The sequence below is a fragment of the Vibrio sp. B1ASS3 genome (assembly GCF_905175355.1).
Lineage (GTDB): Bacteria > Pseudomonadota > Gammaproteobacteria > Enterobacterales > Vibrionaceae > Vibrio > Vibrio owensii.
Genome location: NZ_HG992742.1, coordinates 3,212,256 through 3,237,752, shown reverse-complemented (window position 1 = coordinate 3,237,752; position 25,497 = coordinate 3,212,256). Strand labels below are relative to the sequence as shown.

Below are 25,497 nucleotides of genomic sequence, written 5' to 3'. Positions count from 1 at the left end.
CAATAAAAAGCCTGCAACAATGCAGGCTTTTTTGCATTTAGCGCTTGATAGCTTGATGGATTCAAGCAAATGCGCTCTAGTTCCAACAATCGCTTGGCGATTCAATGTTGGTTGAAGTGAGTGTTATTTTTTTGTCTTGGCCAGTGAAGCAACTGTCGTTGTCTTGTCCTAAATCAGACTTGGCTGTTGCTTCAATTCTATACGCTAAAGTCGCTGAACTGACGATATTAAATGAAAAGCGGTCTGAGTCTGAATCGCAGATCGTACAATGCCCACCAGATACCAATCCACTCCAGTCGTAGCCCCCGTCATAAGACGTTTCGAGTTCCAATTGAAGACGAGCAATATCACTGATCGCAACGGTGCGATGGGCAGTGATACTGTGGTTGCTATAAGACGGATAGGCGATAGCGGCAATGATACCGACGATCACAACGGCTATCAGTAATTCGATCAATGTCATCCCTCTAAATCGTTTGTTGTATCCGTTGCAACGAGAAATTCGAATCATGACGAGTAGTTTCCTTTTCACTTTTCCGCCTATTTTTCTCAGGTGATAGCATCTGCGCAAGATGAATTACGGCGCTTTTGCCGTTTGCATAGGAATTTGGGAAATGCCTCGCGGGTTTACGTTGTTGGAGCTTCTGATCACCATCGCAGTAATGAGTGTTTTACTGGCGGTGGCAGCACCATCTTTCCAAAATGTTTTTGAAACCAACAAAATGCAGCGCCTAGCCGATGAACTGCATGGTTTTGTTATTCAGGGAAAATCAGAAGCTGTTTTACGCCGAGAGAGGCTGTGGGCGCACTTTATCATGTCCGGTAGTTCATCTAATGATGGTTACTGGCGCATCGATCTTACTGATAACGGAACTGAGGGGGCTGGGACGGTTTTGTTCTCTTTTTCAGGAGCGCCTTATGAAGGGATCGTTGTTACACCTAACTACGCTTCCGACCAAATCAGTTTCGACGACGTTCATGGTCGTCCTTCTTCCGGCAATATCAAATTCTATCCGGTAGGGGAATCTGCAAAAGCACTCAAACTCATCTCCCATACTCTTTCTGCTCGCGTTCGTGTATGCAGCGATAGCAACAATACCGAGTTCTTCGGTTACTCAACGTGTTCTTAAGAGGTGAATATGTTTAACCAAAAAGGTGCCAGCCTCGTTGAGTTCATGATTGCTTCTTCTTTAGGGCTGATCTCTTTGGGTATTGTCGGCTCGCTTTATATCAGTGGGCAGAAGGTAGCGATGGAACGCTCAAAGGAGCTGATGCTATTGCAAAGTACGGCCAGTGTTTTACAGATGATGAAAAGCGATATTCAGCGTGCAGGATTTGATGGTAGCGATGAGAACTCGGTCAAGATCTCTGGTGCTAGCAACACGCTTTACACCATTAGTGGTGCTGACTCTGCGCTTATTGCATACGTTTATAACGTGGGGGTTTCTGGTGCCACGTCTCTTTATAAAAACGTGGTGTATGAACAGCGAGATGGTACGCCAGAGTCGCTCTTTGTGTGTGAAAAGAAGCAAGCCACTATCTGGGATATCAATGATGTGGCTAACCTCTCCGGTACAGGGACGTGTAACACACTCTTCGACAAAAAAGCGATTCATGTTAATCGGTTTGACCTTGTGAGTGAGGTATTAGAAAACACGGATGCTAAGAGTGCTCTGGTGACGGTTACATTGGGGACAGAGTTAAAAGATGCGACGGGTACTCGTACCGAGCAGTCCTTTACGGTGAAACAAAGGAACTGGCAATAATGAATAAACAACAAGGTGCAGCAGCGTTACTGGTTGTCAGTGTATTACTTGTCGCAGCGTTAATGATGTCGCTTGGTAGCTACAAGTCTCTTTTTTATCAGATCAAACGTGCCAATAACCAAATTGAAGCGCGGCAAGAGCATTGGCGTGCTGAAGGGGGATTGGAGTGTGCTTATTCAAATGTGAAAACCAAGCAAATTTCCCTGCCTGTCTCTGGTGCTATTTCTGTTGTGGGGTGCCTAGCTAGTGTTTCTGTTGAAAAGCAAAGTGGAACGGATTACCTCGTATCTTCAACAGACTCGAACCTGACTGCATTTAAGACAATTTTGGCTTCGGGTTCTGGTCTTGGTGCAACAATAAAAACCAGTGCTTCCGTTGAACTTACTGGCTCCATGCACTTTGTACCCCACGCTGTCGGGGGGCTCACAGAAAGCACGTGTACTTCAATTATTTCGGGGGGCTCAGTTGACTTTATTTCAAGTCCTAGTGGATCCGATGAACACTTTTTAACAGTAGATAGCTCTAATAGCAGCCATGCTTCAGGGCCTGTAGGAGCTCCTAGTTTTACTTGCAAGCCAACTCACAGGTCTAATTTATATGATGTGAGTAGGCCTCCAAGTCACCCTGGGACAGGTTCAGTTAAAAATGAAGATATTCAAGAGGATGTAACAGATATCTCTGTATTTGAAGATCTCTTCTCTATGGAATACTCCGCGGCTAATGTAGCGAAGTTAAAACAAGAAATAAGAGAAGATAGTAAAGGCTTTGTATTGGATGCCTCAAACACTCTTTATACGCCAAAAGGTTGGGTTTATGGTTGTCATACAAAACTCTCAAATGCTTACTCATCAGGAAAGCGTCGTTTTTGGGTTGAAGGTAGTTGTGCCATTTCGGGGAGCATTTTTGGGACCAGTACTCAGTCAGTGGAAAATGCCAACCAATTAATTGTTCACAATGGCCTTCTGTATACTAACGATATGAGTTTCTTTGATGGTTTGCTTTATCAGTATGTGCCTAAGAGCTCTAGTTTCAATGCAAAAGAGGCATGGATTGACCTATTTGACTCCAATACTCACATAGGTGTTACTCCATTGAGCTTTCAAAAGCATGATATAGATAATGAATTCAATAAATATGCGTTTCGGATAGATGGTGCCTTAAAGTTCGATGGTGGCTTAGGTTTAGATGCTGAAGAGCGAACGGTTATCCTAAATGGCTCTTTAGTTCCTGCTTACAATGGTGAAAAAAGCAGTAAATATATTAAGAAACTAGAATGGAAAAAGGGCTCTTGGAATGATCTCTAAACAACAAGGTTTTAGTTTAATTGAGGTGCTCATTTCATTCTTGCTACTCGGCATCGGTGCACTTGGCCTGACAAAGCTGCAAATCTACATGGAACGCAAATCAGAATATGCGATTCACAGTATTGAGGCGCTACGTTTAGCGGAAGATCAACTCGAGTGGTTTCGAACTCGCGGCGCTTCTGATGCGCTTTCTACGATTTCTAGTGCCTCTTTTGCTTCGATCGTGACAGGATCTTCTACTGCGGGAGCTTACACTATGGAATGGGAAGTTCCAGCGGCAACAGTTTCTGGTTCACTCAAAACCATTACCATTACTTCTAGCTGGCAAGACCGGATGGGGGAAACACAATCTGTTGAATTGAAAACTATGATTTCGCGGTATAGTGAGTTCGAAAACTGAGGTGTTTTATATTCCGCTTATAATTACTTTTATCGTTAATATTGACGCTTTTTATTGCTAATTTCGGTGGTTAACAGGTGGTTTTGCAACTGTTAACGCGAATGGTGTGCTACTGTTTTTTTTATGTTTAATTGATATGGCTTTTTTGCAAAATATGTCTCCAAATATGGAAAAAAACGTAGAACCTTGTGCTTTCTTAATCACTATTTAATAGAATGCTCGGTTGAAAATAGGCCGTTATAATTATTCAAATAGGCCATGGCACCAACATCATTCATATGGAGTTACTCATGAGTAACCAAGCAGTAAATAAAGCACCGTCACCGAAGCCGAGCGGTATGGATCGCTTTCTGAACTTTATCGAGCGAGCGGGTAACAAAATTCCTGATCCAGCGATTCTGTTCTTCTGGGCACTAATCATTACTTGGGCTGCGTCTGCACTTTTGTCGAATGTTTCTTTCGACCTTCTAAACCCTCGAACTGGCGAAGCTCTTACTATTACTAACCTTCTAACAGGTGAAGCACTAGCAAGTTTCCTTGCTAACATGGTGACAACGTTCACTGGCTTTGCGCCACTTGGTATCGTTCTTGTAGCGATGTTGGGTGTAGGTGTTGCCGATTCTTCTGGCTTCATCACAACTGGTCTTAAGAAGATGCTGAACTTCACGCCAGCAAAACTTCTTACTCCAATGCTAATTCTTGTAGCAATCGTATCGCATACAGCTGCGGATGCGGGCTACGTTCTAGTTATTCCTCTTGGTGGTATCATCTTCCACGCAGCAGGTCGTCACCCTCTAGCGGGTATCGCGGCAGCGTTCGCGGGTGTATCAGGTGGTTTCTCTGCAAACTTCATCCCTTCAGGTATCGACCCTCTACTAGCTGGCTTTACGCAAACCGCGGCACAGGTTCTAGACCCTGAGTACGTGGTTAACCCTCTAGCGAACATCTTCTTTACTGGTCTATCTTCAGTAATCATCGTTGCTATTGGTTGGTACGTAACTGAGAAAATCATCGAGCCTCGTCTAGCGAACACGCCTGTTGATGAAGATGCAGAAAAAGCACCAGATCTTGGTTCTTTCACTGAAACTGAATCAAAAGCGTTCCGTTACGCTGGTTGGGCTATGATGGCAGGTATCGCACTTCTTGTTGTAGCGCTTATCCCAGAAAACTCTGCACTGCGTTCACCTGAAGGTGAAATCACAGCGTTCTCTGCGCCGATCATGAAGTCTATCGTTCCGTTGATCTTCATCCTGTTTATCATTCCGGGTTACGTTTACGGTCGCGTTTCTGGCACGTTCAAGACAAGTAACGACATCATCAAAGCGATGGCGGATACTATGTCTACGATGGGCGCATACATTGTAATGTCGTTCTTCTGTGCGCAGTTCCTATCTGCATTTGCGCAATCAAACATCGGTACGATGCTAGCGCTATACGGTGCCGAAGGTCTTAAAGCGATGAACCTACCGGGTGAAGCAACTATCATCGGTATGATTCTTCTAACGGCTTCTGTAAACCTTCTAATCGGTTCTGCATCAGCGAAATGGGCTCTTATCGGTCCAATCCTAGTTCCTATGCTAATGGCTGTAGGTATCTCACCTGAGCTATCTCAAGCGGCTTACCGTGTAGGTGACTCTGTATCGAACATCATTTCACCTCTGATGGTATTCTTCCCTCTAGTAGTGGTTTACTGTCAACGTTACGTGAAGTCGACAGGTATCGGTACGCTAGCGTCTCTAATGATGCCATTCTCGATTGCTATGCTAATCGGTTGGTCTATCTTCCTAGTTGCTTACTGGATGCTCGGTATTCCTCTAGGTATCCAAGCGCCATACACTTACACAATGTAAGAACGCTGAAGTTATTAAGTAAATTTAAAAAGCGCTGGTTGAGAGACTGGCGCTTTTTTGTTTTCGGGAATCGAAGAACGGACTTTGTTCTACAGGACGCTGCGCTTCGATAGTCGGGAACGCTTCGTTCTAGGAATCGAGAGGTATGTGCTGGGATATTAGAGGTAAATGCAATGACTCAAAAGGCGTTGACAGTGTTTGCCGTAAATAGACAAAATGAAATCGTCTCTCGTCTCTCGTCTCTCGTCTCTCGTCTCTCGTCTCTCGTCTCTCGTCTCTCGTCTCTCGTCTCTCGTCTCTCGTCTCTCGTCTCTCGTCTCTCGTCTCTTTCCCTTCCTCTCTTTGAAGGTTAAAATCCACTTTAAATTACGACCTATCCAAAATACCGGAGCCTCCTTTTGTCAGATTCTCAGTTTTCCCCTCAAGACGAACTATTTATGCGCCGTGCGATGGAGCTTGCAGAGCAAGCAGAAGCAGAAGGGGAAGTGCCGGTTGGTGCTGTTTTAGTGAAAGACGGAGAGATCGTTGCGGAAGGTTGGAACCGTTCTATTTGTGCTCATGATGCGACTGCTCATGCCGAGATCCAGACATTACGCAAAGCAGGAGAGGCTTTAGGAAACTATCGACTGCTTGATACGACTTTGTATGTCACGCTAGAGCCTTGCCCAATGTGTGCTGGTGCGCTGTTACATAGCCGAGTGAAACGAGTCGTTTACGGTGCACCTGATTTAAAAGCCGGTGCGGCAGGGACGGTATTAAACTTGTTCGAAAGCCAAGCGGCGTATCATTACGCGACAGTCGAAAGTGGGTTGCTAGAGGATGAATGTCGCTCGCAGTTACAAGCGTTTTTCAAACGTCGTCGCAAAGAGATTAAAGCGAAGAAGCAAGCGCAAAAAGCGAACGATGATGAACAGGAAACAAAAGGCGAATAGTTTAAGGAAAAGGCTTCTTAAAGGCGGGGGGACTTGGGCTTTTAGTTACTGGTTGCCTTTAGCAAACACCTACTTCGCAGTAGATGTTTGCTTTAAGTTCTCAGTGATTCACTAGGTGAACGAAAACACGGTTACGTGCACTGACTTTCTTTTTCATACACGTAAGCTTGCGCTTACGGCGGTTAGCAGCCACTGTCTTATTCAAACGTTTTGACTGCACTCTGCGTTTTCTCATTATCAGAACCTCTTGCAGACAACGAACACACTCTCCGACACTCGCATGGCAAAGTGTCTGATTTATTATCAATCGATGACATTCTGATGAGGCACGCTTACGGACGAAGGTGGCATCAGTTCGAGGAGAGGTGACCAAAAGAGCCTCTCTGTTATGCGAGCCCAATCTTGGTAAGGCACCAAGGAGCAGCACAAGCTAGATTAGCCCGAAAGAATGGATTCTAGATAACTTTATCTGTTGACTCAATAAAAAAATAGCGAGCTGTGAGCTCGCTATTTTCGAAAGGTTTATTCTGCTTTTGGTTCGGGTGTTTGTTCCGCCTCTGGAGGTGAACTTTCCTCAGTACTGGAGATAGTTTCCACCGCTCCAGAAATTAACAAATCTGGACTGAGTGGCGGGATCACTTGTAGGTCTTCTGTGTCTTCATCAATCGCTGGTTTCTGACTGACGTGACCAATGATCGACTGGTAGTAACGACGAATATTTTCGACGTAGTTACGAGCTTCATCACCACGAGCATAACCATATCGAGTTTGGCTGTAGAAGCGTTTCTGACGTAGCAATGGTAAGCGTTCTTTCACATCTGCCCATGCATTTGGATCGCCACCTTGTGCTTTCGTTAAGCGTCTTGCATCCATCATATGGCCATAACCCACGTTATAAGAGGCCAATGCAAACCAAATCTTCTCATGCTCATTGATTGAGTCTGGCACTCGAGCCACGATACGGCGAAGGTATTCCACACCACCACGCACAGACTGCTCTGGATCTAGGCGATCTGTTACCCCAACGCTCTTCGCTGTTGGCAGCGTTAGCATCATCATTCCGCGCACGCCTGTTGGTGATTTCGCTTTTGGTTTCCAGTGAGACTCTTGGTATGCCAAGGCTGCAATCAAGCGCCAATCAAACTCTTCACTGTATTTTTGGAACAGTGGTGACCATTTCGGCAAGGTGTTATCCAAGGCGCGAATAAAGGCACGCGTGTCAACGTAGTCGAAAGCTTCAATGTGGCCGATGTATTTCTCTTCTAGCGTCGCGAGTTCACCGGACTGCTTAATGTTGCCAAAGAACTCGATCAACATGGCATACAAGCTTTCATCTTCAGAACGACGGGTGAACCAAGAAACGGGTTGGTCTTCGGTTAGCTCAAAAGCCAAAGCTAGATCTGGGTAAAGGCGCTGAGCCAAAGACAGTTCCACAGAGTCTGTAACGGTAAAACGCAGTTCACCCGTCGACACGTGTTTCAGTAGATCTCGAGTATCTGCGTCACCAACAATTTCAAATTGCAGTTCTGGGTGCTCTTTTTGTAGTGCCGTTAGTGTTGGAACAAATTGAGACTGTTCTACGATTTGTAGCGTCTCGGCTCCTGCGTTCGTCTCTTCATCGCCCGCTTTCTCATCTTTCGACTCTTGGTAGTTGATGAGTTGGTTGATATCACGAGGACGAAGCTGGCCTTTTTTGTAAACCACTTGCTGACTCACATAGTAGTAAGCAGGCCCAGGACGGAAGCGTTGCACCGCTTGAGAGGTTTGGTTTAAACCGGTTGCGATAATATCGATATCGCCTTTTTTCAAGGCAGGGAATAACTCTGCTTGGCGGAAAGCGGGCCTGATCTCGAGCTTAACGCCGAGCTGTTCTGCAAATTTACGCGCCAGTTCATAATCCAAGCCAGCAGGGCCATCAGGACCGATGTAGTAAGAGAGTTGATTGTTTAGCGTGCCAACACGTAGGACACCGCGCTCTTGGATTTGCTCGAATTCACTTTTGGGTTCCGACTCAATCTGACAGGCAGAAAGTAAAAGCACAGAAGCGAAAAGTAGGGCGCTGCGCTTGAGTCGGTTGAACTGACTTATTTGCATTAATTCGGTACGTCTCGATAAATTTCTAGTTGCCTTTATATCAAAGCGAGCTGGTGGGGCAAAGTGAATCAGACAGATAGAGTGCGACATTGTGTGATTTATCGACATTTTAGTCGTAATTCAAATTTGACGAAAAAAATGACGCAAACGGTTGCTTTTGGTGTTACATCACAAAAACAATTGCTATATAATGCGCTCGCAACGAAGAGGTGGCATCGGCATAGGTTTGAAAAACCTTCGGGAATAGCTTCGAAGAAAACAGTATAACCCACTGAATTTATTCCAATATCACCTTAATCACTTGCAATAAGAGACCTAAGCACATGAGAATTTTGCGTGGCTCCCCAGCTCTTTCTGAGTTTCGTGTTAATAAACTACTGGAACTTTGTCGTGAACAAGATCTGCCTGTCACTGGCATTTACGCTGAGTTCATGCACTTTGCGGATCTAAAGTCTGACCTTGATGCTCAAGAGTTGGAAAAACTGGAAAAATTGCTGACTTACGGTCCAACGATCGAAGAGCATGAGCCAGAAGGTCTTCTACTTCTTGTTACGCCTCGTCCGGGCACTATTTCGCCTTGGTCTTCTAAATCTACTGATATCGCAATCAACTGTGGTCTAGACAAAGTAAAACGTCTTGAGCGCGGCACTGCATACTACGTAGAGACATCAACTCCTCTTAACGATGCTCAAATTGCTGATGTAAAAGCACTCATCCATGATCGCATGATGGAAGTGACATTTACTGATTTTGATGCAGCAAATGCGTTATTCCAAGCGGCAGAACCTGCTCCTGTAGCAGACGTTGACCTATTAAAAGGCAGTCGTGCTGCGCTTGAAAACGCAAACGTTACCCTAGGTCTTGCACTTGCAGATGATGAAATCGAATACCTTTACGATGCGTTCGTAAATAAGCTAGAACGCAATCCGACTGACATTGAGCTAATGATGTTTGCACAAGCGAACTCAGAGCACTGTCGTCACAAGATCTTCAATGCAGATTGGACTATCGATGGCGTTAAGCAAGAGAAGTCTCTGTTCAAGATGATCAAAAACACATTTGAAACGACACCTGAAAACGTACTGTCTGCATACAAAGATAACGCAGCGGTAATGGTAGGTTCAGATGTAGGTCGTTTCTTCCCGAACCCAGAAACTCGCCAGTACGGCTACAGCCAAGAGAAAGCGCACATCCTAATGAAGGTGGAAACGCACAACCACCCGACAGCGATCTCTCCATGGCCGGGCGCTTCTACTGGTTCAGGCGGTGAAATCCGTGATGAAGGCGCGACTGGTATCGGTGGTAAGCCAAAAGCAGGTCTTGTTGGCTTCACTACCTCTAACCTACGTATCCCTGGTTTTGAGCAGCCATGGGAAACAGATTTCGGTAAGCCGGGTCGTATCGTTAACGCTTTAGATATCATGCTAGAAGGTCCACTTGGTGGCGCGGCGTTCAACAACGAATTTGGTCGTCCAAACCTACTTGGCTACTTCCGTACTTACGAAGAGAAAGTTAACTCTCACGCAGGTGAAGAGGTTCGTGGTTACCACAAGCCAATCATGATTGCTGGTGGTATGGGTAACATCCGTGACGAGCACGTTCAGAAGAAAGAGATCCCCGTAGGTGCAAGCCTAATCGTACTTGGTGGTCCTGCAATGAACATCGGCCTTGGCGGTGGTGCTGCTTCTTCAATGGCATCTGGTCAATCAGCAGAAGACTTAGATTTCGCTTCAGTACAGCGTGAAAACCCAGAGATGGAGCGTCGCTGTCAGGAAGTGATCGACCGTTGTTGGCAACTTGGTGATGCTAACCCAATCGCATTCATCCACGATGTGGGTGCGGGCGGTATCTCTAACGCACTTCCAGAGCTTGTCGACGATGGCGAACGTGGTGGTATTTTCCAACTGCGTGACGTACCAAATGACGAACCAGGCATGAGCCCACTTGAGATCTGGTGTAACGAATCTCAAGAGCGTTACGTAATGGCGGTTGCGCCAGAGAACATGGAAGTATTCGATGCAATCTGTAAGCGTGAGCGCGCACCATACGCAGTAGTAGGCATCGCAACTGAAGAGCGTGAGCTTAAACTTGAAGATTCACACTTCGAGAACACGCCAATTGACATGCCAATGGATGTGCTTCTTGGTAAGACGCCTAAGATGCACCGTGATGCGAAAACGCTAAAAGCAAACAACCCGGCGGTTAACCGTGACGGCATCGAGCTGAACGAAGCCGTGGATCGCGTTCTACGCCTTCCAACCGTTGCAGAGAAAACATTCCTAATCACGATCGGTGACCGCACGGTAACAGGTCTTGTAGCGCGTGACCAAATGGTTGGTCCGTGGCAGGTTCCTGTTGCTAACTGCGCAGTAACTGCTGCAAGTTATGACACTTACCATGGTGAAGCGATGTCAATGGGTGAGCGTACACCAGTTGCTCTACTAGACTTTGGTGCATCGGCTCGTCTAGCGGTTGGTGAAGCGATTACCAACATCGCTGCGACAAACATTGGTGATATCAAACACATTAAACTGTCTGCAAACTGGATGTCTCCAGCCGGTCACCCGGGTGAAGATGCTGGTCTTTACGAAGCGGTGAAAGCAGTGGGTGAAGAGCTATGTCCAGCACTTGGTCTGACTATCCCTGTGGGTAAAGACTCAATGTCGATGAAGACCAAGTGGGAAGAGAACGGCGAACAGAAAGAAGTAACCTCTCCGCTATCTCTCATCATCACTGCGTTTGCTCGTGTTGAAGATGTTCGTAAGACAATCACACCGCAATTGCGCACAGATAAAGGTGACACGTCACTGGTTCTTATCGACCTAGGTAACGGGCAAAACCGTCTAGGCGCAACAGCACTTGCGCAGGTTTACAAGCAGCTTGGTGATAAGCCAGCAGATGTAGACAACGCAGCACAACTGAAAGGTTTCTACGAAGGAGTTCAAACTCTAGTAGCAAACGATCAAGTAGTGGCTTACCACGATAAAGGCGATGGCGGTCTATTTGTAACGCTTGCAGAGATGGCATTCGCTGGTCACTGTGGTGTTAAAGCAGACATCGCCGACCTAGGTGAAGATGTACTAGCAGCACTATTCAACGAAGAGTTGGGTGCAGTGCTTCAGGTTAAAAACGATGACCTAGATGCTGTACTTTCAACGTTAGCAGCGAACGGTCTTGAAGCATGTTCTCACGTAATCGGCTCAGTCGAAGCATCTGATGAGCTAGTGATTACTTCTGGTGCCACAGTAGTTCTTGCGCGTAACCGTACTGAACTGCGTACTATCTGGGCTGAGACGACGCATAAGATGCAAGGTTTACGCGATAACCCAGCATGTGCTGACCAAGAGCATGAAGCGAAGAAAGACAACTCTGACCCAGGTCTAAACGTTAAGCTAAGCTTCGACGTAAACGAAGACATTGCAGCGCCTTACATCGCGGGTTCTATGGTAAATACCGGTGCGAAGCCTAAGATGGCTATTCTGCGTGAGCAGGGCGTTAACTCTCACGTAGAAATGGCAGCAGCCTTTGACCGTGCAGGCTTTGAAGCAACAGATATCCACATGAGCGACATCTTGACTGGTCAAGCGGTTCTAGAAGAGTACCAGGGCCTAGTCGCTTGTGGTGGCTTCTCTTACGGTGACGTACTTGGTGCGGGTGAAGGTTGGGCTAAGTCTATCCTGTTCAACGAGCAAGCTCGAAACCAGTTTGAAGGCTTCTTCCAGCGTGAAGATACCTTCTCTCTAGGTGTGTGTAACGGCTGTCAGATGCTATCGAACCTGAAAGAGCTAATCCCAGGTGCAGACCTGTGGCCTCGCTTCGTTCGTAACGAGTCTGAGCGTTTTGAAGCTCGTTTCAGCCTAGTTGAAGTTCAGAAGTCTGACTCTGTATTCTTCGACGGCATGGCGGGTTCGCGTATGCCAATCGCAGTGTCTCACGGTGAAGGCCGCGTGGAAGTTCGTGACGCTGACCACCTAGCGGCGATTGAAGCTTCAGGTACAGTTGCAGTTCGTTACGTAGATAACCACGGTAACGCAACGCAGCAATACCCGAACAACCCGAACGGTTCGCCAAACGCAATCACGGGTCTAACGACTCAAGATGGCCGCGTAACTATCATGATGCCGCACCCAGAGCGTGTATTCCGTACAGTTGCGAACTCTTGGTCTCCAGAAGGTTGGGGCGAGAACGGCGCTTGGATGCGTATGTTCCAAAACGCACGTAAAAACATCGGCTAACCTTGACTTAGTCAACGGTTAACGAAAATAGTAAAGCGCTGGTTGAGAGATCGGCGCTTTCTTTATTTTAGGGAATCGAGAGGTGTGTGCTGGAATACTAGAGGTAGATACATGGACTCATAAGGTGTTGACAGTATTAATTTCTAAATAGACAAAATGAAATCGTCTCCCGTCTCCCGTCTCCCGTCTCCCGTCTCCCGTCTCCCGTCTCCCGTAAAAAACTTGCAGCGTTTCGGTAACTTTTATGCTCTAATACCGCGCTTACCAAGGGATGGTGTTAAACAGCTCAGCTTAGATGGAGTTATCAAGTTGACCGAATCCCTGATTAATCCCTTAGGAAATGAAAGAAATGGCTAAAAATCCAAAATTTGCTATCCGCGTAACTGAAAAACGTAACGGTTGGAGCGCAGAGATCACTCGTCAGGTGACTTCTCGTAAAGTAGTGGTATCAAAACGTGAAACTGGTTTTGACAGCGAAGAGAAAGCACAAGCTTGGGCTGAGCAGGAACTAGCGGGTTTTGTACAAAACCAAGTAGTTCGTAACGAGCGTAAAGCAGTACAACGTCAAGAGCGTGAAGCAGAGCAACTAGCGGCAAAAGTTCGCAAAGAAGAAGCTCGTCAAGCTCGTGAAGCAGACGCTGACGAAGAGTAATCACAGTGTGTTTGATGGTTGAATACCATCGACTATGAATTTGAAAATGCCCCGAGGTTATCTCGGGGCATTTTTATTTGTGTCTTTATAAGCAGTCAGAAGAAACAGAAAACTTGACTGAGCTGCCCGATGACGCGGTATTGTAGATATGATCTTTTCGCAGCTTTTTCGGCGTGTGAACCGGCTGTAAATCAATGTGGTGTAACCCGTCTGATAGATTGTTTGCCACACCGTAGTCGTAATCTCTTGCTTCGGTAGCCCCTTCTTTGGCGTACTGGCACCCAGTGGGGGCTTCGTCGTTTTTCCATGCAATCATATCTGGCTTAGCATCAAGACTTAAACCATCGTGGACTTTTTGAGAGTAGTGATCTTCGATTTGATGCTGGTTGCTCTGTTCTTGTAAGTACTCAGCAATCTCTCCAGATGGTTGAGCGTGAGCTAAGCAGGGCAAGATGGCTCCTGCAATAATAAGTCGTTTATAAGTATTATTCATAGTGGTTCACAAGCAAAAGAAAGATACCCTAGTTGTGAATGAGAATGATTGCAATTGATTTGTTTTGTGAATGCTTTGTGTGAGCTTCTGGTCCAACCTTTTGTTTTTAAAAGTATGAATATGAGAAAGCCCAAAGATGAAATCTGGGCTTGGAAGTTGGTTTCTGCTAGTTCGCAATTATTGTTGCGTTTCTAGTGGGATTTGCCCCGTCGTCACTTGGTCGACATCGAACTCAGTTAGCTCTTCAATATAGCTTTCTACCGTTTGCTCAACCATGTCATCATCTTGCTTGAAGTAAGCGATGTGGAAGATTGCATCACCTTCGTTAACCAGTGGCAGTGTTTGCTGGCCAATAACGATACCGCCTTTTGGTGCCAACAGCTCTAGCTCGTCATGACCTAAAGGCGAGCTGATGTAAGCGAGAGTCTCGCCTTCTTCTACTTTATCACCCAAGTTCACAACCGTACGTAGGATACCGTTGCCCGATGCGCGAACCCAGCTGGTGGATTTTGCGATGATTGGCTCTGGTAGTTTTTTGCGGCTCGCGCGTAGCATGCCGATAGCCTGCATTACACGTTGCACACCTAGTACACCTGCACTGATCGACAATGGGTCAAAGCGCAGAGCTTCACCCGCTTCGTAAGTCAGTACTGGGATATCGCACTTTTCCGCTTCACTACGAAGAGAGCCGTCACGTAGAGCAGAGTCTACGATCACTGGTGTCGCAAATGCTTTTGCAATGCGTAGTGTTTCTGGGTTGCTCAAGTTCGCACGGATCTGAGGTAGGTTAGTACGGTGAATCGCACCCGTGTGAAGATCCAAAATATAGTCACAACGCTTGGCGATGTTATTGAAGAAGCCATGCGCCATGCGTGATGCCAATGCGCCTTTCTCACTGCCCGGGAAGCAGCGGTTTAGGTCGCGACGGTCTGGAAGGTAGCGCGACTTATGGATAAAGCCAAATACGTTGACGATAGGAACCGCAATCACCGTGCCTTTTAGTTTGGCTGGATCCAATTGGTTGATCATCTGACGAACGATCTCTACGCCATTAAGCTCATCACCATGGATCGCTGCATTTACCATTAAAACAGGGCCTTCCTGTTTACCGTGGATAATTTCCACAGGAATAGAAAGAGGCGAGTGCGTGTAAAGCTGTGCCGCTTCAAATTCGGTTTCTAGTCGTTGTCCTGGTTGTACTTGGTGCCCGAGCAGCTCAAATACTTTGCTTTTTTTACTTCTGGCCATAAACCATCTCTGTCAAATACGTTAGCAACAATGTAACAACTGGTTCAAAATCACACTAATCATTCTTCTTGATGTGACGAACAATAATTTTTATTGAAAAGATCAAAAATTCACCGAATGTATGGCTTGTGTAAGTTTATTGGGTGAAATCTAGTATCGATTGAGTAGCCTTGCCTTGGTTTTTGATGCGTTACATTCATAGAAAAAATAAGGCTGTGTTAAATTTAATACTAATATTTTTTTGGCGAAAAACTGTCTTTTACCTCTTGTTTTTATCCGCTACTATCCCCGCCGAATTTTTGACCTAATACTATTTAACTAGAGGTTTTAATGAAAAAGGCGATCGCTAAAATTGGCGCACTAACTGCAGTAGCAGTTTCTCTTTCTGGCTGTGTAGGCAGCAACGCAGTAACGGGTTACGTTATGGGCTTCAACTTGAAAGCCGTTGATAACCGTTACGCTCGTGGTGGTCTAAACATGCTAATGGCGCCAGTTTACGGTGTTGCGATTGCGGCTGACTACATTGTGTTCAACTCGCTAGAGTTCTGGACTGGTAAAAACCCGCTAAACGGTAAGCCACACATCTTTGACAAGAAGATGGACACTTACATCGACGTAAACCACCAGTTAGATAAGTCTCTAACGACAGCTCCTGTTGGTCCTATTACGAATAACCGTGTTATCGAACAAGGTCAAATGCAACAGATCGACGAAAACACAGTTCAAATGGACATCACTTACAACAACGGTGAAAAAGCGACACTAATGGGTGTTCGTGAAGGTGAGTTTGTTACTTACTACATCGATGGTGAAGTTGTTGCTAAGACTTCTATGGATGAGCTAGCGTCATACGCGCAAACTCGTGCATAAGTTGCGACTTTTTCTGAGCTCGCAATAAAAAAGGGTGCCTCGGCACCCTTTTTCGTATTTATCGAATCTGGTTAAGATTACGCTTTTTCTGGAATTGCTTCTAGAAGTGCAACCATTTGATCCCAGAACAGCTGAACGGTATCAATCTTCACTTTCTCATCTGGAGAGTGCGGGAACTTGATGGTTGGACCGAAAGAAACCATATCCATGTTCGGGTAAGGTTCTTTGAATAGACCACATTCAAGACCTGCGTGAATCACCATGATGTTTGGTTTGTGACCGTAAATGCCTTCGTACATATCACGGAAGATAGCCATGATTTCAGAATCCGCATCTGGTTTCCAACCTGGGTAAGCACCAGAGAATTCGATTTGTGCGCCTGCAAGTTCAGCTACAGACTGAAGCATGCCTTCAACTTGACTACGACCTGAGTCGATCAGTGAGCGAATTAGGCAAAGTACGGTTACTTTGTTCTCTTCTGTTGTGATAACGCCAACGTTAAGTGACGTTTCAACCACACCTTCAACTTCGTCACTCATGCGCATTACACCGTTTGGACACGCGTTAAGCGCCGCGATGAAACGTTGTTGATCTGCTACTGCAAATACTTGTGCGTCAGTCGCGAACTCTTCATTGAAAGTCACAATGTCAGTTTCAACTTTACCAAGCTCAGTTTTTAGTAGCTCAGTGTAGTAGTTGAACAATTCCGCTAACTTATTTTGGTTTTCTGCTGGTAGAGCAACCGTAACGAATGCTTCACGAGGAATAGCGTTACGTAGGCTGCCACCACGGAACTCAACAAGACGAAGATCCAACTCTTGTGCGTGACCAGCAAGGAAACGACCAATCAGTTTGTTTGCGTTGCCACGACCTGTGTGGATATCACAGCCAGAGTGACCACCTTTTAGGCCTTTTAGTGTTAGCTGACGAGTAACAAAGCCTGCTGGAATGGCATCGCGAGTGATGTCGAATGTCATTGCGCCGTCGATACCGCCAGCACAACCCATGTAGACTTCGCCTTCTTGCTCTGAGTCCGTGTTTAGAAGGATATCGCCTTCTAGCCAACCTTCTTCAAGGCCAAATGCGCCAGTCATGCCTGCTTCTTCATCAATCGTTAGCAGCACTTCAATAGGGCCGTGTTTGATTTCAGTAGAAGCAAGAACCGCAAGACAAGAAGCCATACCGATGCCGTTGTCCGCACCAAGTGTTGTGCCTTTTGCGGTTACCCATTCGCCATCGATGTATGGCTGGATAGGATCTTTTGTGAAGTCGTGATCAGTATCTTCATTCTTTTGCGGCACCATGTCGATGTGCGCTTGAAGAACCACGCCTTTCTTGTTTTCCATGCCAGGAGTAGCAGGCTTCTTAATGAACACGTTGCCAGTTGGATCGCGGCGTACGTCAAAACCTTGCTCTGTTGCCCAAGTAACAATGTACTGAGCTAGCGCCTCTTCATGCTTTGAAGGGTGAGGAATTGAACAAATCTTATCGAAAAACTGCCAGAGTGGAGTAGGTGATAAGGTACTGATTTCAGAATGGAATTCAGACACGGAAGACTCCTTTTGATGTGCTTTGCCAAATTTAAACCGTAAATTTAATGAGTGTTTAGCAGTAAATGCTAATCGGTATTGGCTTGAAATTGCCATCAGCATACCACCACAAAAGCCGTTCTAGTAGTTGTGGTGAAAAGGATTTGCCCTAGAACTGTCACAGATTATGAACACAATGCAATACACTAATGCAACGCACTTAGTATGAATTGAAAGTTTGGCTATTTTTTTAATTTACTAAACTGTAATTTAATTACAGTTAATTCTTGATGAAGATCAATTTATCAATGTTTTGTGATTTTGGTCACTAAAATGCTTGTAATTAAATTTCTTGGTGGTATATTTGTAACCAGCTTCTGAGAGAAGAATGAAATGCTCAAAGGATGAGTCCGTTTATCGCCTCCAAGGAACCGAGAAATCAACCAAATTAACAGTATTAATTGATTTAGAAGGTGATATTTATGAAAGGTTTACCAAGTGCAATGTTCTGGAACAGCAAATCTGTTTACACCGGTAACTTTGTATACCCAACAAGCTTTGGTTACTAATTGAAGCCAACGCATGTGACTCGAACAAATTTGTTCACCCCTATAAATTGGAATTTTTTTTCAGTGCATAGTGCTGACATGATTCACCGCCACTCAAATTGAGTGGCGTTTTTTTATCTGCAATTCCAAACTTCGGCTACTTTCTCGCCACCAAGCTCGCATTCTACTACCGCTTCTTCCACATATTTCATTTCCTGACCAATTCTGTGGGTGTTTTACGTCCAAAACCTCGGGTTTGCGTTTGAAAGTTTAATACATTGTTCAGTTTGTACACGTTGGGTTGTACAGAACATAACTCTGTTAGTTGTTGTTTATTAAGGCCTAAATTTTTAGCCTGTTTAAAACACTAGCGGATAGGTTTCATATCCGAAGAAAAAAATCCTATTAGAGTGAAAATTCTATCTGGAATTTGTTATTTGATAACTTTATAATTCGAGCCAATCGATTACGCAACCGTTTACTTTTTACCTTTTACAGGATTCGATCATGCTCGAAAGGCTCTTTAAACTTAGTGAAAATGGCACCAACGTGCGCACTGAGATCATCGCAGGTATCACTACCTTCCTAACTATGGCTTACATCATCTTTGTAAACCCAGCTATCCTTGCAGATACTGGTATGGATCGTGGTGCCGTGTTCGTTGCGACGTGTCTTGCTGCAGCTATTGGCTGTTTCATCATGGGCTTAGTAGCAAACTACCCAATCGCTCAGGCTCCAGGTATGGGCCTAAACGCGTTCTTTACCTACTCTGTTGTGTTGGGTATGGGTTACACGTGGCAAGTAGCGCTAGCAGCAGTATTTGTTTCTGGTCTGTTATTCATTGTCTTGAGTGTGTTCAAGATCCGTGAGTGGATCATCAACTCCATTCCACTTTCTCTTCGTACAGGTATCTCTGCAGGTATCGGTCTTTTCCTTGCGTTCATCGCACTGAAAAACGCAGGCATCGTAGTAGATAACCCAGCAACGCTAGTTTCTATGGGTAACATCACTTCGCTACCATCTGTACTTGCGGCTATTGGCTTCTTTATGACTATCGCGCTGGTTCACCGTGGTGTGAAAGGTGCGGTTATGATTGCCATTTTGGGTGTGACGATTCTTGGTCTTATCTTTGGTGACGTTCAATGGGGCGGCATCATGTCTACACCACCAAGCATTGCGCCAACCTTCATGCAGCTAGACTTCTCTGGTCTTTTCGAAGTTGGCATGATCTCGGTAGTATTTGCTTTCCTATTCGTTGACTTGTTCGACACTGCAGGCACGCTAGTTGGCGTTTCACAAAAAGCAGGTCTAACTGACGAAAATGGTAACATTCCACGTCTAAACAAAGCGCTACTTGCTGACTCAACAGCGACATCAGTAGGTGCTCTACTAGGTACATCTAACACGACGTCATACATTGAGAGTGTTTCTGGTGTAGCAGCAGGCGGTCGTACTGGTCTAACAGCTGTGGTTGTTGGCGTATTGTTCCTTCTAGCTCTGTTGTTCTCGCCACTAGCAGGTATGATTCCAGCTTACGCAACATCTGGTGCGCTGTTCTACGTAGCGATCCTAATGCTTTCTGGTCTTGTTGGTATCGACTGGCGTGACCTAACAGAAGCTGCGCCAGTTGTGGTTACTTGTTTGGTAATGCCTCTTACTTTCTCGATTGCAGAAGGTATTACGCTAGGTTTCATTGCTTACGCTGCGATTAAGTTGTTCAGTGGTAAAGGCCGTGAAGTGTCGATGAGCGTGTGGGTGATGTCTGCAATCTTCATCGCGAAGTACATTCTGGGCTAATTCCCGTAATCTTAAAAAGCCAGTGTGAGCCAAAACTCACACTGGCTTTTTGTTTGCGAGTTGTTTGAGAAAGAATTGTTTGAGAACGAACCTCTTAAGAACGAATCGTTTGTGACTCGTTTCTAAGTGAATTCATTTACTTCTCTGTTTTGTGTTGTTCACCGAATTCGATTTTTCTGCGTAATAGACGGAGAATTTTGATATCAGCGTTGGTATTAGCCATGGGTTTCGGTAGAATAATCGTTTGCGCAGCTTGAAACCCCCATTTCCTCTGGTGTGGAAAGTTTAGCTTGTTGAGTCCATTTCAGCGCCAACAGCTAGATAGAGGGGATGCATATTTTGAAATTATTAGGTTATTACAATGAGTAAAAAATTCATTATCACTTGGGATGCGATGCAGTCTTACTGCCGTGAACTGGCTGAGAAACAAATGCCAGCTGAGCAATGGAAAGGTATTTGGGCGGTAAGCCGTGGTGGTCTAGTTCCTGGTGCAATCCTAGCGCGTGAACTGGGTATTCGTCACGTTGATACTATTTGTATCTCTAGCTACGACCACGATCACCAGCGTGATATGACAGTAGTTAAAGCACCAGAAGGTGACGGCGAAGGTTTCCTAATCGTTGAAGACCTAGTAGATAGCGGTGACACAGCACGCAAGCTACGTGAAATGTACCCGAAAGCGAAACTTATCGCAGTATGTGCTAAGCCAGCAGGTGTTGAGCTACTAGATGATTACGTAGTAGACATTGCTCAAGACACTTGGATCGAGCAACCTTGGGATATGTCTATCCAGTTTGCTGAGCCAGTGAACCGTAAGCAAAAATAAGTTTGCACTAAGAATATTGAGAAATGCCCCTTTATAGGGGCATTTTTTTTTATTATTATTACGCTATCGCAACCAGCCTAGAGTTCTTCCTATGCCAGAAGACGTCAGTAAAAATCTCTCCGAAACTTTGTTTGTAAAACACAAGCAAGCGAAAGAAACCTCCGCACTTACTCAGTACATGCCGACCAGCCAAAAGATTCTTGATGAGCGAGAAGAGCATGGCGACCGTGCTTGGTATCGCCACTTAAGACGCCTTCAATGGGCGTGGCAAGGTTTGTCACCAATCGAAATGGAAAGTGTTCTGTCTAAGATTGCGTCGTCCAAGCATTCGCGTACCGAAGACCAGTGGCTCGACACTGTCATGGGCTACCACAGCGGCAACTGGACGTTTGAATGGATCAAACTGGGCATGGAACACCAGCGTCGTGCGGGTGAGATGAAGGGAGAAGAGGCTGCTGACGAACTGTTTACGGCATCACTGTGCTTCAGTATTGCGGGCTACCCACATTTAAAGAACGACAACTTAGCGGCTCAAGCTCAAGTGTTGGCCAACAAAGCTTATACCGAAGGCTCTGAGAAAACTCAGTACGTTATTAAGCAGATCGAAGTGCCTTACCAAAAGCGCAAGATCATCGCAAACTTACACCTGCCACGCACAGATAAACAACTTCCAGTTGTCATGGTCAGTGCGGGACTGGATAGCTTGCAAACCGACATGTGGCGTTTGTTCCGTAATCACCTTGCGCCAAAAGACATTGCTATGTTGACCATTGATATGCCATCGGTCGGTCACAGCTCGCATTGGCCTTTAACGGAAGACTCGAGTTGTCTGCACCAAGCTGTACTCAATGAGTTGTTCTCTTTACCTTGGGTGGATCATCATAAGGTGGGGTTGATTGGTTTCCGCTTCGGCGGCAATGCGATGATTCGTCTTTCTTTCGTTGAGCAAGAGAAGATTAAAGCGTGTGTAGCATTAGGTGCGCCTGTGCATGATCTATTTACCTCACCGAAGAAACTGCAGCAGATGCCGAAGATGTACCTAGATCTACTGGCGTCTCGTTTGGGTAAGAGTGCCGTGGACATCAATAGCATGGCAGGCCAGATGATGGCGTGGTCGTTGAAGGTACAAGGCTTTTTGAGCAGCCGCAAAACGAAGGTGCCAATTCTTGCGCTCAGCTTGGAAGGCGACCCTGTTTCACCGCACAGTGACAACCAGTTGGTTGCGCTGTTTAGCCAATATGGGCAGGCAAAGAAAATCAGTTCCAAGACAATTACAAAAGGTTATGAGCAATCCCTCGATTTAGCCATAAAGTGGTTGGAGGAGGAATTATTAAGATGACAAATCTCCTAATTTAGTTAAGAGTGATATAGATGAGCAAAAAATAAGCTCATGATAATTAAAAATAATAATCATTCTTGGATAGCTCAATATCCTTACTATGGAAACGGAGATTCTTATGTCAGAGACGACTCAAGGGCCGACTCACTTTCGCTTGATGTCAAAGTTGAAGGCGATAGGTCCTTACCTGCGCGAACCACAATCACAAGAAGGGCATTACTATTTTGACTGCCTATCTGTCTGTGTTGACGATAAAAAGTCACCAGAAAAACGTGAATTTTGGGGCTGGTGGATGGACTTGGAGTCCATTGAAGGTGGCTTTACGGCAAAATACCACATCGGTAAATACAACAAAGAAGGGGATTGGACCTCAGAACCATTGCCAGATAAGGTGACAGAAGAAGTGTACCTCACTCAGAGTACCTTCCATCAAAAGCTTATCGATACAGTGGCTGAGCATTTCAAACTGGAAGTGGAATATCACACAGAATCGTTTGATTTCGCCTAATTTGGCTGTTTTCTTCCTCTATAAGACAAAAAGGTGCGTTTTCGCACCTTTTCTGCTTGTTAAATCCCCATTTGATTGCTAAAACGTTCACTCTTTATTTGTTTTTCATTTCAGAAGACATCATGACAACGAATCAACAGAATGCAGTTATTTCACAACCACAAACCGTCGTTGTGAAACTGGGTACAAGTGTGCTGACAGGCGGCACTTTGGCGTTAGACCGTGCTCATATGGTAGAGCTGGCTCGTCAATGTGCTGAACTAAAGAAACAAGGCCATTCAGTAGTAATGGTTTCGTCTGGTGCAATTGCAGCAGGCCGTGAGCATCTTGGATACCCCGCACTGCCCAACGCGATGGCGAGCAAACAGTTGCTTGCAGCCGTTGGTCAAAGCCGCTTGATTCAAACATGGGAGTCTTTGTTTGGCATTTATGGCATCAAAATTGGTCAGATGTTGTTAACTCGTGCTGACTTGGATGATCGTGAGCGTTTCCTAAACGCACGTGACACTATCAATGCTCTGGTTGCAAACGACATTATTCCGATCGTGAACGAAAACGACGCAGTTGCGACAAACGAAATCAAGGTTGGTGACAACGATAACTTGTCTGCTTTGGTGGGGATTTTGTGTGGTGCAGACAAATTACTGCTCCTGACTGACCAAAAGGGCTTGTTTACCGCAGACCCACGTAAAGATCCGAATGCTGAGCTGATCAAAGAAGTGAAAACCATCGATGATACTTTGCGTAAAATTGCGGGTGGTAGTGGCACTACGCTAGGTACAGGCGGTATGGCAACCAAGCTTCAAGCGGCAGATATTGCTCGTCGTGCGGGTATTGAGGTCATTATCGCTGCGGGTAGTGCGCCAAATGTTATCTTCGATTCATTGAGTTTGGAGCCACAAGGCACACGTTTCTTACCTTGTTCAGAAGCACTAGAAAACCGTAAACGTTGGATCTTAGCTGGTCCTGCGGCATCGGGTGACATCATTATCGATGATGGTGCAGTGAACGCCGTTGTGGGTAAAGGCAGCAGCCTACTTGCAAAAGGCGTTGTAAAAGTCAGTGGTGATTTTGCTCGTGGTGAAGTTGCACGTGTGACAAACGCACAGGGTAAATTGGTTGCTCGTGGTATTAGCGCCTACTCAAGTGAAGACCTAGCGAAAATTGCCGGTAAGCACAGTAAAGACATCATCTCTATTTTGGGTCATGACTACGGCTCAGAAGTGATTCATCGCGATGATCTTGTCGTCATTCAAGAATAGATTGAGGGAAGCAAAGTGGATTTAACGAATATGGGTAAAGCTGCCAAAGATGCAGCTTTCGAATTGGCGACAGCGTCAACAGCACAAAAGAATCAAGCACTAGCGATCATCGCTGATGAGCTAGAAGCAAATGCAGCAACGATTTTGGCTGCAAATGCAAAAGACATCGAACTCGGCCGTGAAGCGGGTCTAACCGATGCTCTACTAGACCGTCTTCTACTTAACGAAGAGCGTTTGACAGGCATTGCTAATGACGTTCGTAACGTGATCAGCCTAAACGATCCTGTGGGCAGCGAAGTCGACAGCAAAGTGCTAGAAAACGGCATGTCTCTGTCTCGTCGCCGCGTACCACTGGGTGTGGTCGGTGTGATTTACGAAGCGCGTCCGAACGTAACCATCGATATTGCAGCACTGTGTCTAAAAACGGGCAATGCAAGCATCCTACGTGGTGGTAAAGAGACGTTCTTCTCTAACATGGAGCTGGTGAAAGTTATCCAATCTGCATTGGCGAAAGCGAACTTGCCAGCAGCTTCTGTGCAGTACATTGAAAAGCCAGACCGTGAGTTGGTTTCTCAACTGCTTAAGCTTGATGATTACGTTGATATGATCATTCCACGCGGTGGTGCTGGTCTGCACAAAATGTGTAAAGAGAACAGCACAATTCCGGTGATCATTGGTGGTTTTGGTATCAGCCATATCTTCGTTGATGAATCTGCGGATTTAGAGAAATCTCTGAACGTAGTTGAAAACTCGAAAGTTCAACGCCCATCTGCATGTAACTCGCTAGACACTTTGCTTGTACATGAAGATGTTGCGGCGCAATTCCTACCAATGATTGTAGAGCGCATGAACGATAAAGTGACCTTCGTGGCAGAACCAAAGGCGAAAGCACTGATGGCTCAAGCAACACAAATTCGTGATGCAGCGGAAGGTGACTTTGATACGGAATGGCTAAGCTACACACTTGGTGTAAAAGTGGTTGCGGACGTGAAAGAAGCGATCGACCACATGCGTGTTCATAACGCGAGCCACTCTGATGCGATCATGACCAACAGCTTGGTGAACTCTGAATTGTTCATCAATTCTGTCGGTTCTGCAGCGGTTTACGTAAACGCAGCAACACGCTTCACTGACGGTGCACAGTTTGGCTTAGGTGCAGAAGTGGCGGTATCTACTCAGAAGCTGCACGCACGTGGCCCAATGGGTTTAGAGGAGCTAACCAGCTACAAATGGGTTGGTAAAGCAAACTACCTAGCACGCAGTTAACAGAAACTGTCTGTTATTGATTGAAAAGGGGCTGAGATGCCCCTTTTTGTTTTCTCTAACATAGCAATTCCGCTACACTAGTCTTGCTTTTGGGACTACCCCAATCGCATGCTATTTGGAGGTGATATGCATTGTCCTTTTTGTTCTGAGAACGATACAAAAGTAATTGATTCCCGCTTAGTTGCGGACGGCCATCAGGTTCGTCGCCGTCGCCAATGTTTGGCGTGTAGCGAACGTTTTACCACGTTTGAAACGGCAGAATTGGTGATGCCGAAAGTAATTAAGTCTAACGGCAACCGTGAACCGTTTGACGAAGATAAAATGGTTGGTGGTATTCAACGCGCACTAGAAAAGCGCCCGGTTAGTGCCGATTCAATCGAGCTCGCAATCAGCATGATTAAGTCTCAGTTGCGTGCAACGGGTGAACGTGAAGTACCAAGTGAGATGATTGGCAATCTAGTGATGGATCAATTGAAAGAGCTGGATAAAGTCGCTTACATCCGTTTTGCATCGGTTTACCGCAGCTTTGAAGATATCCGTGAATTCGGCGAAGAAATTGCTCGCCTAGAAGACTGATT

The 25,497-nt window shown here is 45.7% G+C and carries 21 protein-coding genes; 16 read left to right on the top strand and 5 right to left on the bottom strand.

Annotated features, from left to right (window positions below; genetic code table 11):
* Positions 1–76: 76 nt before the first annotated feature.
* On the bottom strand, positions 77–511 hold the full coding sequence (locus tag KJB05_RS14685; protein ID WP_208446248.1) for a prepilin-type N-terminal cleavage/methylation domain-containing protein: 435 nt from the start codon (positions 509–511) through the stop codon (positions 77–79).
* A 103-nt stretch (positions 512–614) separates the two neighbouring features.
* On the opposite strand from KJB05_RS14685, the gene KJB05_RS14680 reads away from it, so the two are divergent.
* The 6 genes from KJB05_RS14680 (at position 615) to tadA (ending at position 6,252) form a co-directional block, all read left to right on the top strand.
* Complete coding sequence (locus KJB05_RS14680) at positions 615–1,130, top strand: GspH/FimT family pseudopilin (protein WP_208446247.1); 516 nt, start codon at positions 615–617, stop codon at positions 1,128–1,130.
* A 9-nt stretch (positions 1,131–1,139) separates the two neighbouring features.
* The gene (locus KJB05_RS14675; RefSeq protein ID WP_208446246.1) at positions 1,140–1,766 is read left to right on the top strand and encodes a pilus assembly protein PilW; all 627 of its coding nucleotides are present in this window, start codon (positions 1,140–1,142) and stop codon (positions 1,764–1,766) included.
* Positions 1,766–3,070 carry a hypothetical protein gene (locus tag KJB05_RS14670; protein ID WP_208446245.1) on the top strand — a complete coding sequence of 435 codons (1,305 nt, stop codon included), beginning with the start codon at positions 1,766–1,768 and terminating at the stop codon, positions 3,068–3,070. Before KJB05_RS14675 ends, KJB05_RS14670 begins: the two co-directional genes overlap by 1 nt.
* Positions 3,060–3,470: a prepilin-type N-terminal cleavage/methylation domain-containing protein gene (locus tag KJB05_RS14665; RefSeq protein WP_208446244.1), complete on the top strand. Its 411-nt coding sequence runs from the start codon at positions 3,060–3,062 to the stop codon at positions 3,468–3,470. Before KJB05_RS14670 ends, KJB05_RS14665 begins: the two co-directional genes overlap by 11 nt.
* A gap of 290 nt (positions 3,471–3,760) precedes the next feature.
* A complete protein-coding gene (locus KJB05_RS14660; RefSeq protein WP_005440222.1) occupies positions 3,761–5,320 on the top strand; it encodes an AbgT family transporter in 1,560 nt (519 codons plus the stop codon).
* 398 nt (positions 5,321–5,718) lie between these two features.
* On the top strand, positions 5,719–6,252 hold the full coding sequence (tadA, locus tag KJB05_RS14655; protein ID WP_208444829.1) for a tRNA adenosine(34) deaminase TadA: 534 nt from the start codon (positions 5,719–5,721) through the stop codon (positions 6,250–6,252).
* 522 nt (positions 6,253–6,774) lie between these two features.
* On the opposite strand, the gene mltF is transcribed toward tadA, so the two are convergent.
* Positions 6,775–8,346: a membrane-bound lytic murein transglycosylase MltF gene (gene mltF / locus KJB05_RS14650; RefSeq protein ID WP_208444828.1), complete on the bottom strand. Its 1,572-nt coding sequence runs from the start codon at positions 8,344–8,346 to the stop codon at positions 6,775–6,777.
* 323 nt (positions 8,347–8,669) lie between these two features.
* Between mltF and purL the strand changes: the two genes are divergently transcribed.
* Together purL and KJB05_RS14640 are read left to right on the top strand one after the other, a co-directional pair.
* On the top strand, positions 8,670–12,581 hold the full coding sequence (gene purL / locus KJB05_RS14645; protein ID WP_208444827.1) for a phosphoribosylformylglycinamidine synthase: 3,912 nt from the start codon (positions 8,670–8,672) through the stop codon (positions 12,579–12,581).
* A gap of 349 nt (positions 12,582–12,930) precedes the next feature.
* Positions 12,931–13,233, top strand: a complete 303-nt coding sequence (locus KJB05_RS14640) for a DUF3622 domain-containing protein (RefSeq protein ID WP_009705616.1) — start codon at positions 12,931–12,933, stop codon at positions 13,231–13,233.
* An 85-nt stretch (positions 13,234–13,318) separates the two neighbouring features.
* Here KJB05_RS14640 and KJB05_RS14635 read toward each other — a convergent pair whose 3' ends face one another.
* Both KJB05_RS14635 and KJB05_RS14630 read right to left on the bottom strand, forming a co-directional pair.
* Positions 13,319–13,726 carry a hypothetical protein gene (locus tag KJB05_RS14635; protein WP_208444826.1) on the bottom strand — a complete coding sequence of 136 codons (408 nt, stop codon included), beginning with the start codon at positions 13,724–13,726 and terminating at the stop codon, positions 13,319–13,321.
* A gap of 177 nt (positions 13,727–13,903) precedes the next feature.
* Positions 13,904–14,974, bottom strand: a complete 1,071-nt coding sequence (locus KJB05_RS14630) for a succinylglutamate desuccinylase/aspartoacylase family protein (RefSeq protein ID WP_005440211.1) — start codon at positions 14,972–14,974, stop codon at positions 13,904–13,906.
* 330 nt (positions 14,975–15,304) lie between these two features.
* Here KJB05_RS14630 and KJB05_RS14625 point away from each other — a divergent pair, with 330 nt between their 5' ends.
* The gene (locus KJB05_RS14625; RefSeq protein ID WP_005440209.1) at positions 15,305–15,844 is read left to right on the top strand and encodes a DUF3332 domain-containing protein; all 540 of its coding nucleotides are present in this window, start codon (positions 15,305–15,307) and stop codon (positions 15,842–15,844) included.
* A gap of 77 nt (positions 15,845–15,921) precedes the next feature.
* Here the strand turns inward: KJB05_RS14625 and KJB05_RS14620 are convergent, their stop codons facing one another.
* Complete coding sequence (locus KJB05_RS14620; RefSeq protein WP_208444825.1) at positions 15,922–17,394, bottom strand: aminoacyl-histidine dipeptidase; 1,473 nt, start codon at positions 17,392–17,394, stop codon at positions 15,922–15,924.
* A 1,034-nt stretch (positions 17,395–18,428) separates the two neighbouring features.
* On the opposite strand from KJB05_RS14620, the gene KJB05_RS14615 reads away from it, so the two are divergent.
* The 7 genes from KJB05_RS14615 to nrdR all read left to right on the top strand — a co-directional run bounded on the left by KJB05_RS14615 (position 18,429) and on the right by nrdR (position 25,495).
* Complete coding sequence (locus tag KJB05_RS14615) at positions 18,429–19,718, top strand: NCS2 family permease (RefSeq protein WP_208444824.1); 1,290 nt, start codon at positions 18,429–18,431, stop codon at positions 19,716–19,718.
* A gap of 361 nt (positions 19,719–20,079) precedes the next feature.
* Positions 20,080–20,544 carry an oxytetracycline resistance phosphoribosyltransferase domain-containing protein Tet(34) gene (gene tet(34) / locus KJB05_RS14610; RefSeq protein ID WP_005440202.1) on the top strand — a complete coding sequence of 155 codons (465 nt, stop codon included), beginning with the start codon at positions 20,080–20,082 and terminating at the stop codon, positions 20,542–20,544.
* 91 nt (positions 20,545–20,635) lie between these two features.
* On the top strand, positions 20,636–21,883 hold the full coding sequence (frsA, locus tag KJB05_RS14605; protein WP_041060356.1) for an esterase FrsA: 1,248 nt from the start codon (positions 20,636–20,638) through the stop codon (positions 21,881–21,883).
* A 118-nt stretch (positions 21,884–22,001) separates the two neighbouring features.
* Positions 22,002–22,391, top strand: coding sequence for a sigma factor-binding protein Crl (crl, locus tag KJB05_RS14600; RefSeq protein ID WP_009705620.1), 390 nt, complete (start codon positions 22,002–22,004; stop codon positions 22,389–22,391).
* Positions 22,392–22,513: 122 nt separating this feature from the next.
* A complete protein-coding gene (proB, locus tag KJB05_RS14595; protein ID WP_208444823.1) occupies positions 22,514–23,653 on the top strand; it encodes a glutamate 5-kinase in 1,140 nt (379 codons plus the stop codon).
* A gap of 15 nt (positions 23,654–23,668) precedes the next feature.
* Positions 23,669–24,919 (top strand): glutamate-5-semialdehyde dehydrogenase, encoded by a 1,251-nt coding sequence (locus tag KJB05_RS14590; RefSeq protein WP_208444822.1) that lies wholly within the window; start codon positions 23,669–23,671, stop codon positions 24,917–24,919.
* Positions 24,920–25,045: 126 nt separating this feature from the next.
* Positions 25,046–25,495, top strand: coding sequence for a transcriptional regulator NrdR (gene nrdR, locus KJB05_RS14585; RefSeq protein WP_005424846.1), 450 nt, complete (start codon positions 25,046–25,048; stop codon positions 25,493–25,495).
* Positions 25,496–25,497 lie beyond the last annotated feature (2 nt).

Coding starts and splice junctions, on each gene's coding strand:
- KJB05_RS14685 (WP_208446248.1), bottom strand. CDS start 511: ATGATTCGAATTTCTCGTTGCAACGGATACAACAAACGATTTAGAGGG.
- KJB05_RS14680 (WP_208446247.1), top strand. CDS start 615: ATGCCTCGCGGGTTTACGTTGTTGGAGCTTCTGATCACCATCGCAGTA.
- KJB05_RS14675 (WP_208446246.1), top strand. CDS start 1,140: ATGTTTAACCAAAAAGGTGCCAGCCTCGTTGAGTTCATGATTGCTTCT.
- KJB05_RS14670 (WP_208446245.1), top strand. CDS start 1,766: ATGAATAAACAACAAGGTGCAGCAGCGTTACTGGTTGTCAGTGTATTA.
- KJB05_RS14665 (WP_208446244.1), top strand. CDS start 3,060: ATGATCTCTAAACAACAAGGTTTTAGTTTAATTGAGGTGCTCATTTCA.
- KJB05_RS14660 (WP_005440222.1), top strand. CDS start 3,761: ATGAGTAACCAAGCAGTAAATAAAGCACCGTCACCGAAGCCGAGCGGT.
- mltF (WP_208444828.1), bottom strand. CDS start 8,346: ATGCAAATAAGTCAGTTCAACCGACTCAAGCGCAGCGCCCTACTTTTC.
- purL (WP_208444827.1), top strand. CDS start 8,670: ATGAGAATTTTGCGTGGCTCCCCAGCTCTTTCTGAGTTTCGTGTTAAT.
- KJB05_RS14640 (WP_009705616.1), top strand. CDS start 12,931: ATGGCTAAAAATCCAAAATTTGCTATCCGCGTAACTGAAAAACGTAAC.
- KJB05_RS14635 (WP_208444826.1), bottom strand. CDS start 13,726: ATGAATAATACTTATAAACGACTTATTATTGCAGGAGCCATCTTGCCC.
- KJB05_RS14630 (WP_005440211.1), bottom strand. CDS start 14,974: ATGGCCAGAAGTAAAAAAAGCAAAGTATTTGAGCTGCTCGGGCACCAA.
- KJB05_RS14625 (WP_005440209.1), top strand. CDS start 15,305: ATGAAAAAGGCGATCGCTAAAATTGGCGCACTAACTGCAGTAGCAGTT.
- KJB05_RS14615 (WP_208444824.1), top strand. CDS start 18,429: ATGCTCGAAAGGCTCTTTAAACTTAGTGAAAATGGCACCAACGTGCGC.
- frsA (WP_041060356.1), top strand. CDS start 20,636: ATGCCAGAAGACGTCAGTAAAAATCTCTCCGAAACTTTGTTTGTAAAA.
- crl (WP_009705620.1), top strand. CDS start 22,002: ATGTCAGAGACGACTCAAGGGCCGACTCACTTTCGCTTGATGTCAAAG.
- proB (WP_208444823.1), top strand. CDS start 22,514: ATGACAACGAATCAACAGAATGCAGTTATTTCACAACCACAAACCGTC.
- nrdR (WP_005424846.1), top strand. CDS start 25,046: ATGCATTGTCCTTTTTGTTCTGAGAACGATACAAAAGTAATTGATTCC.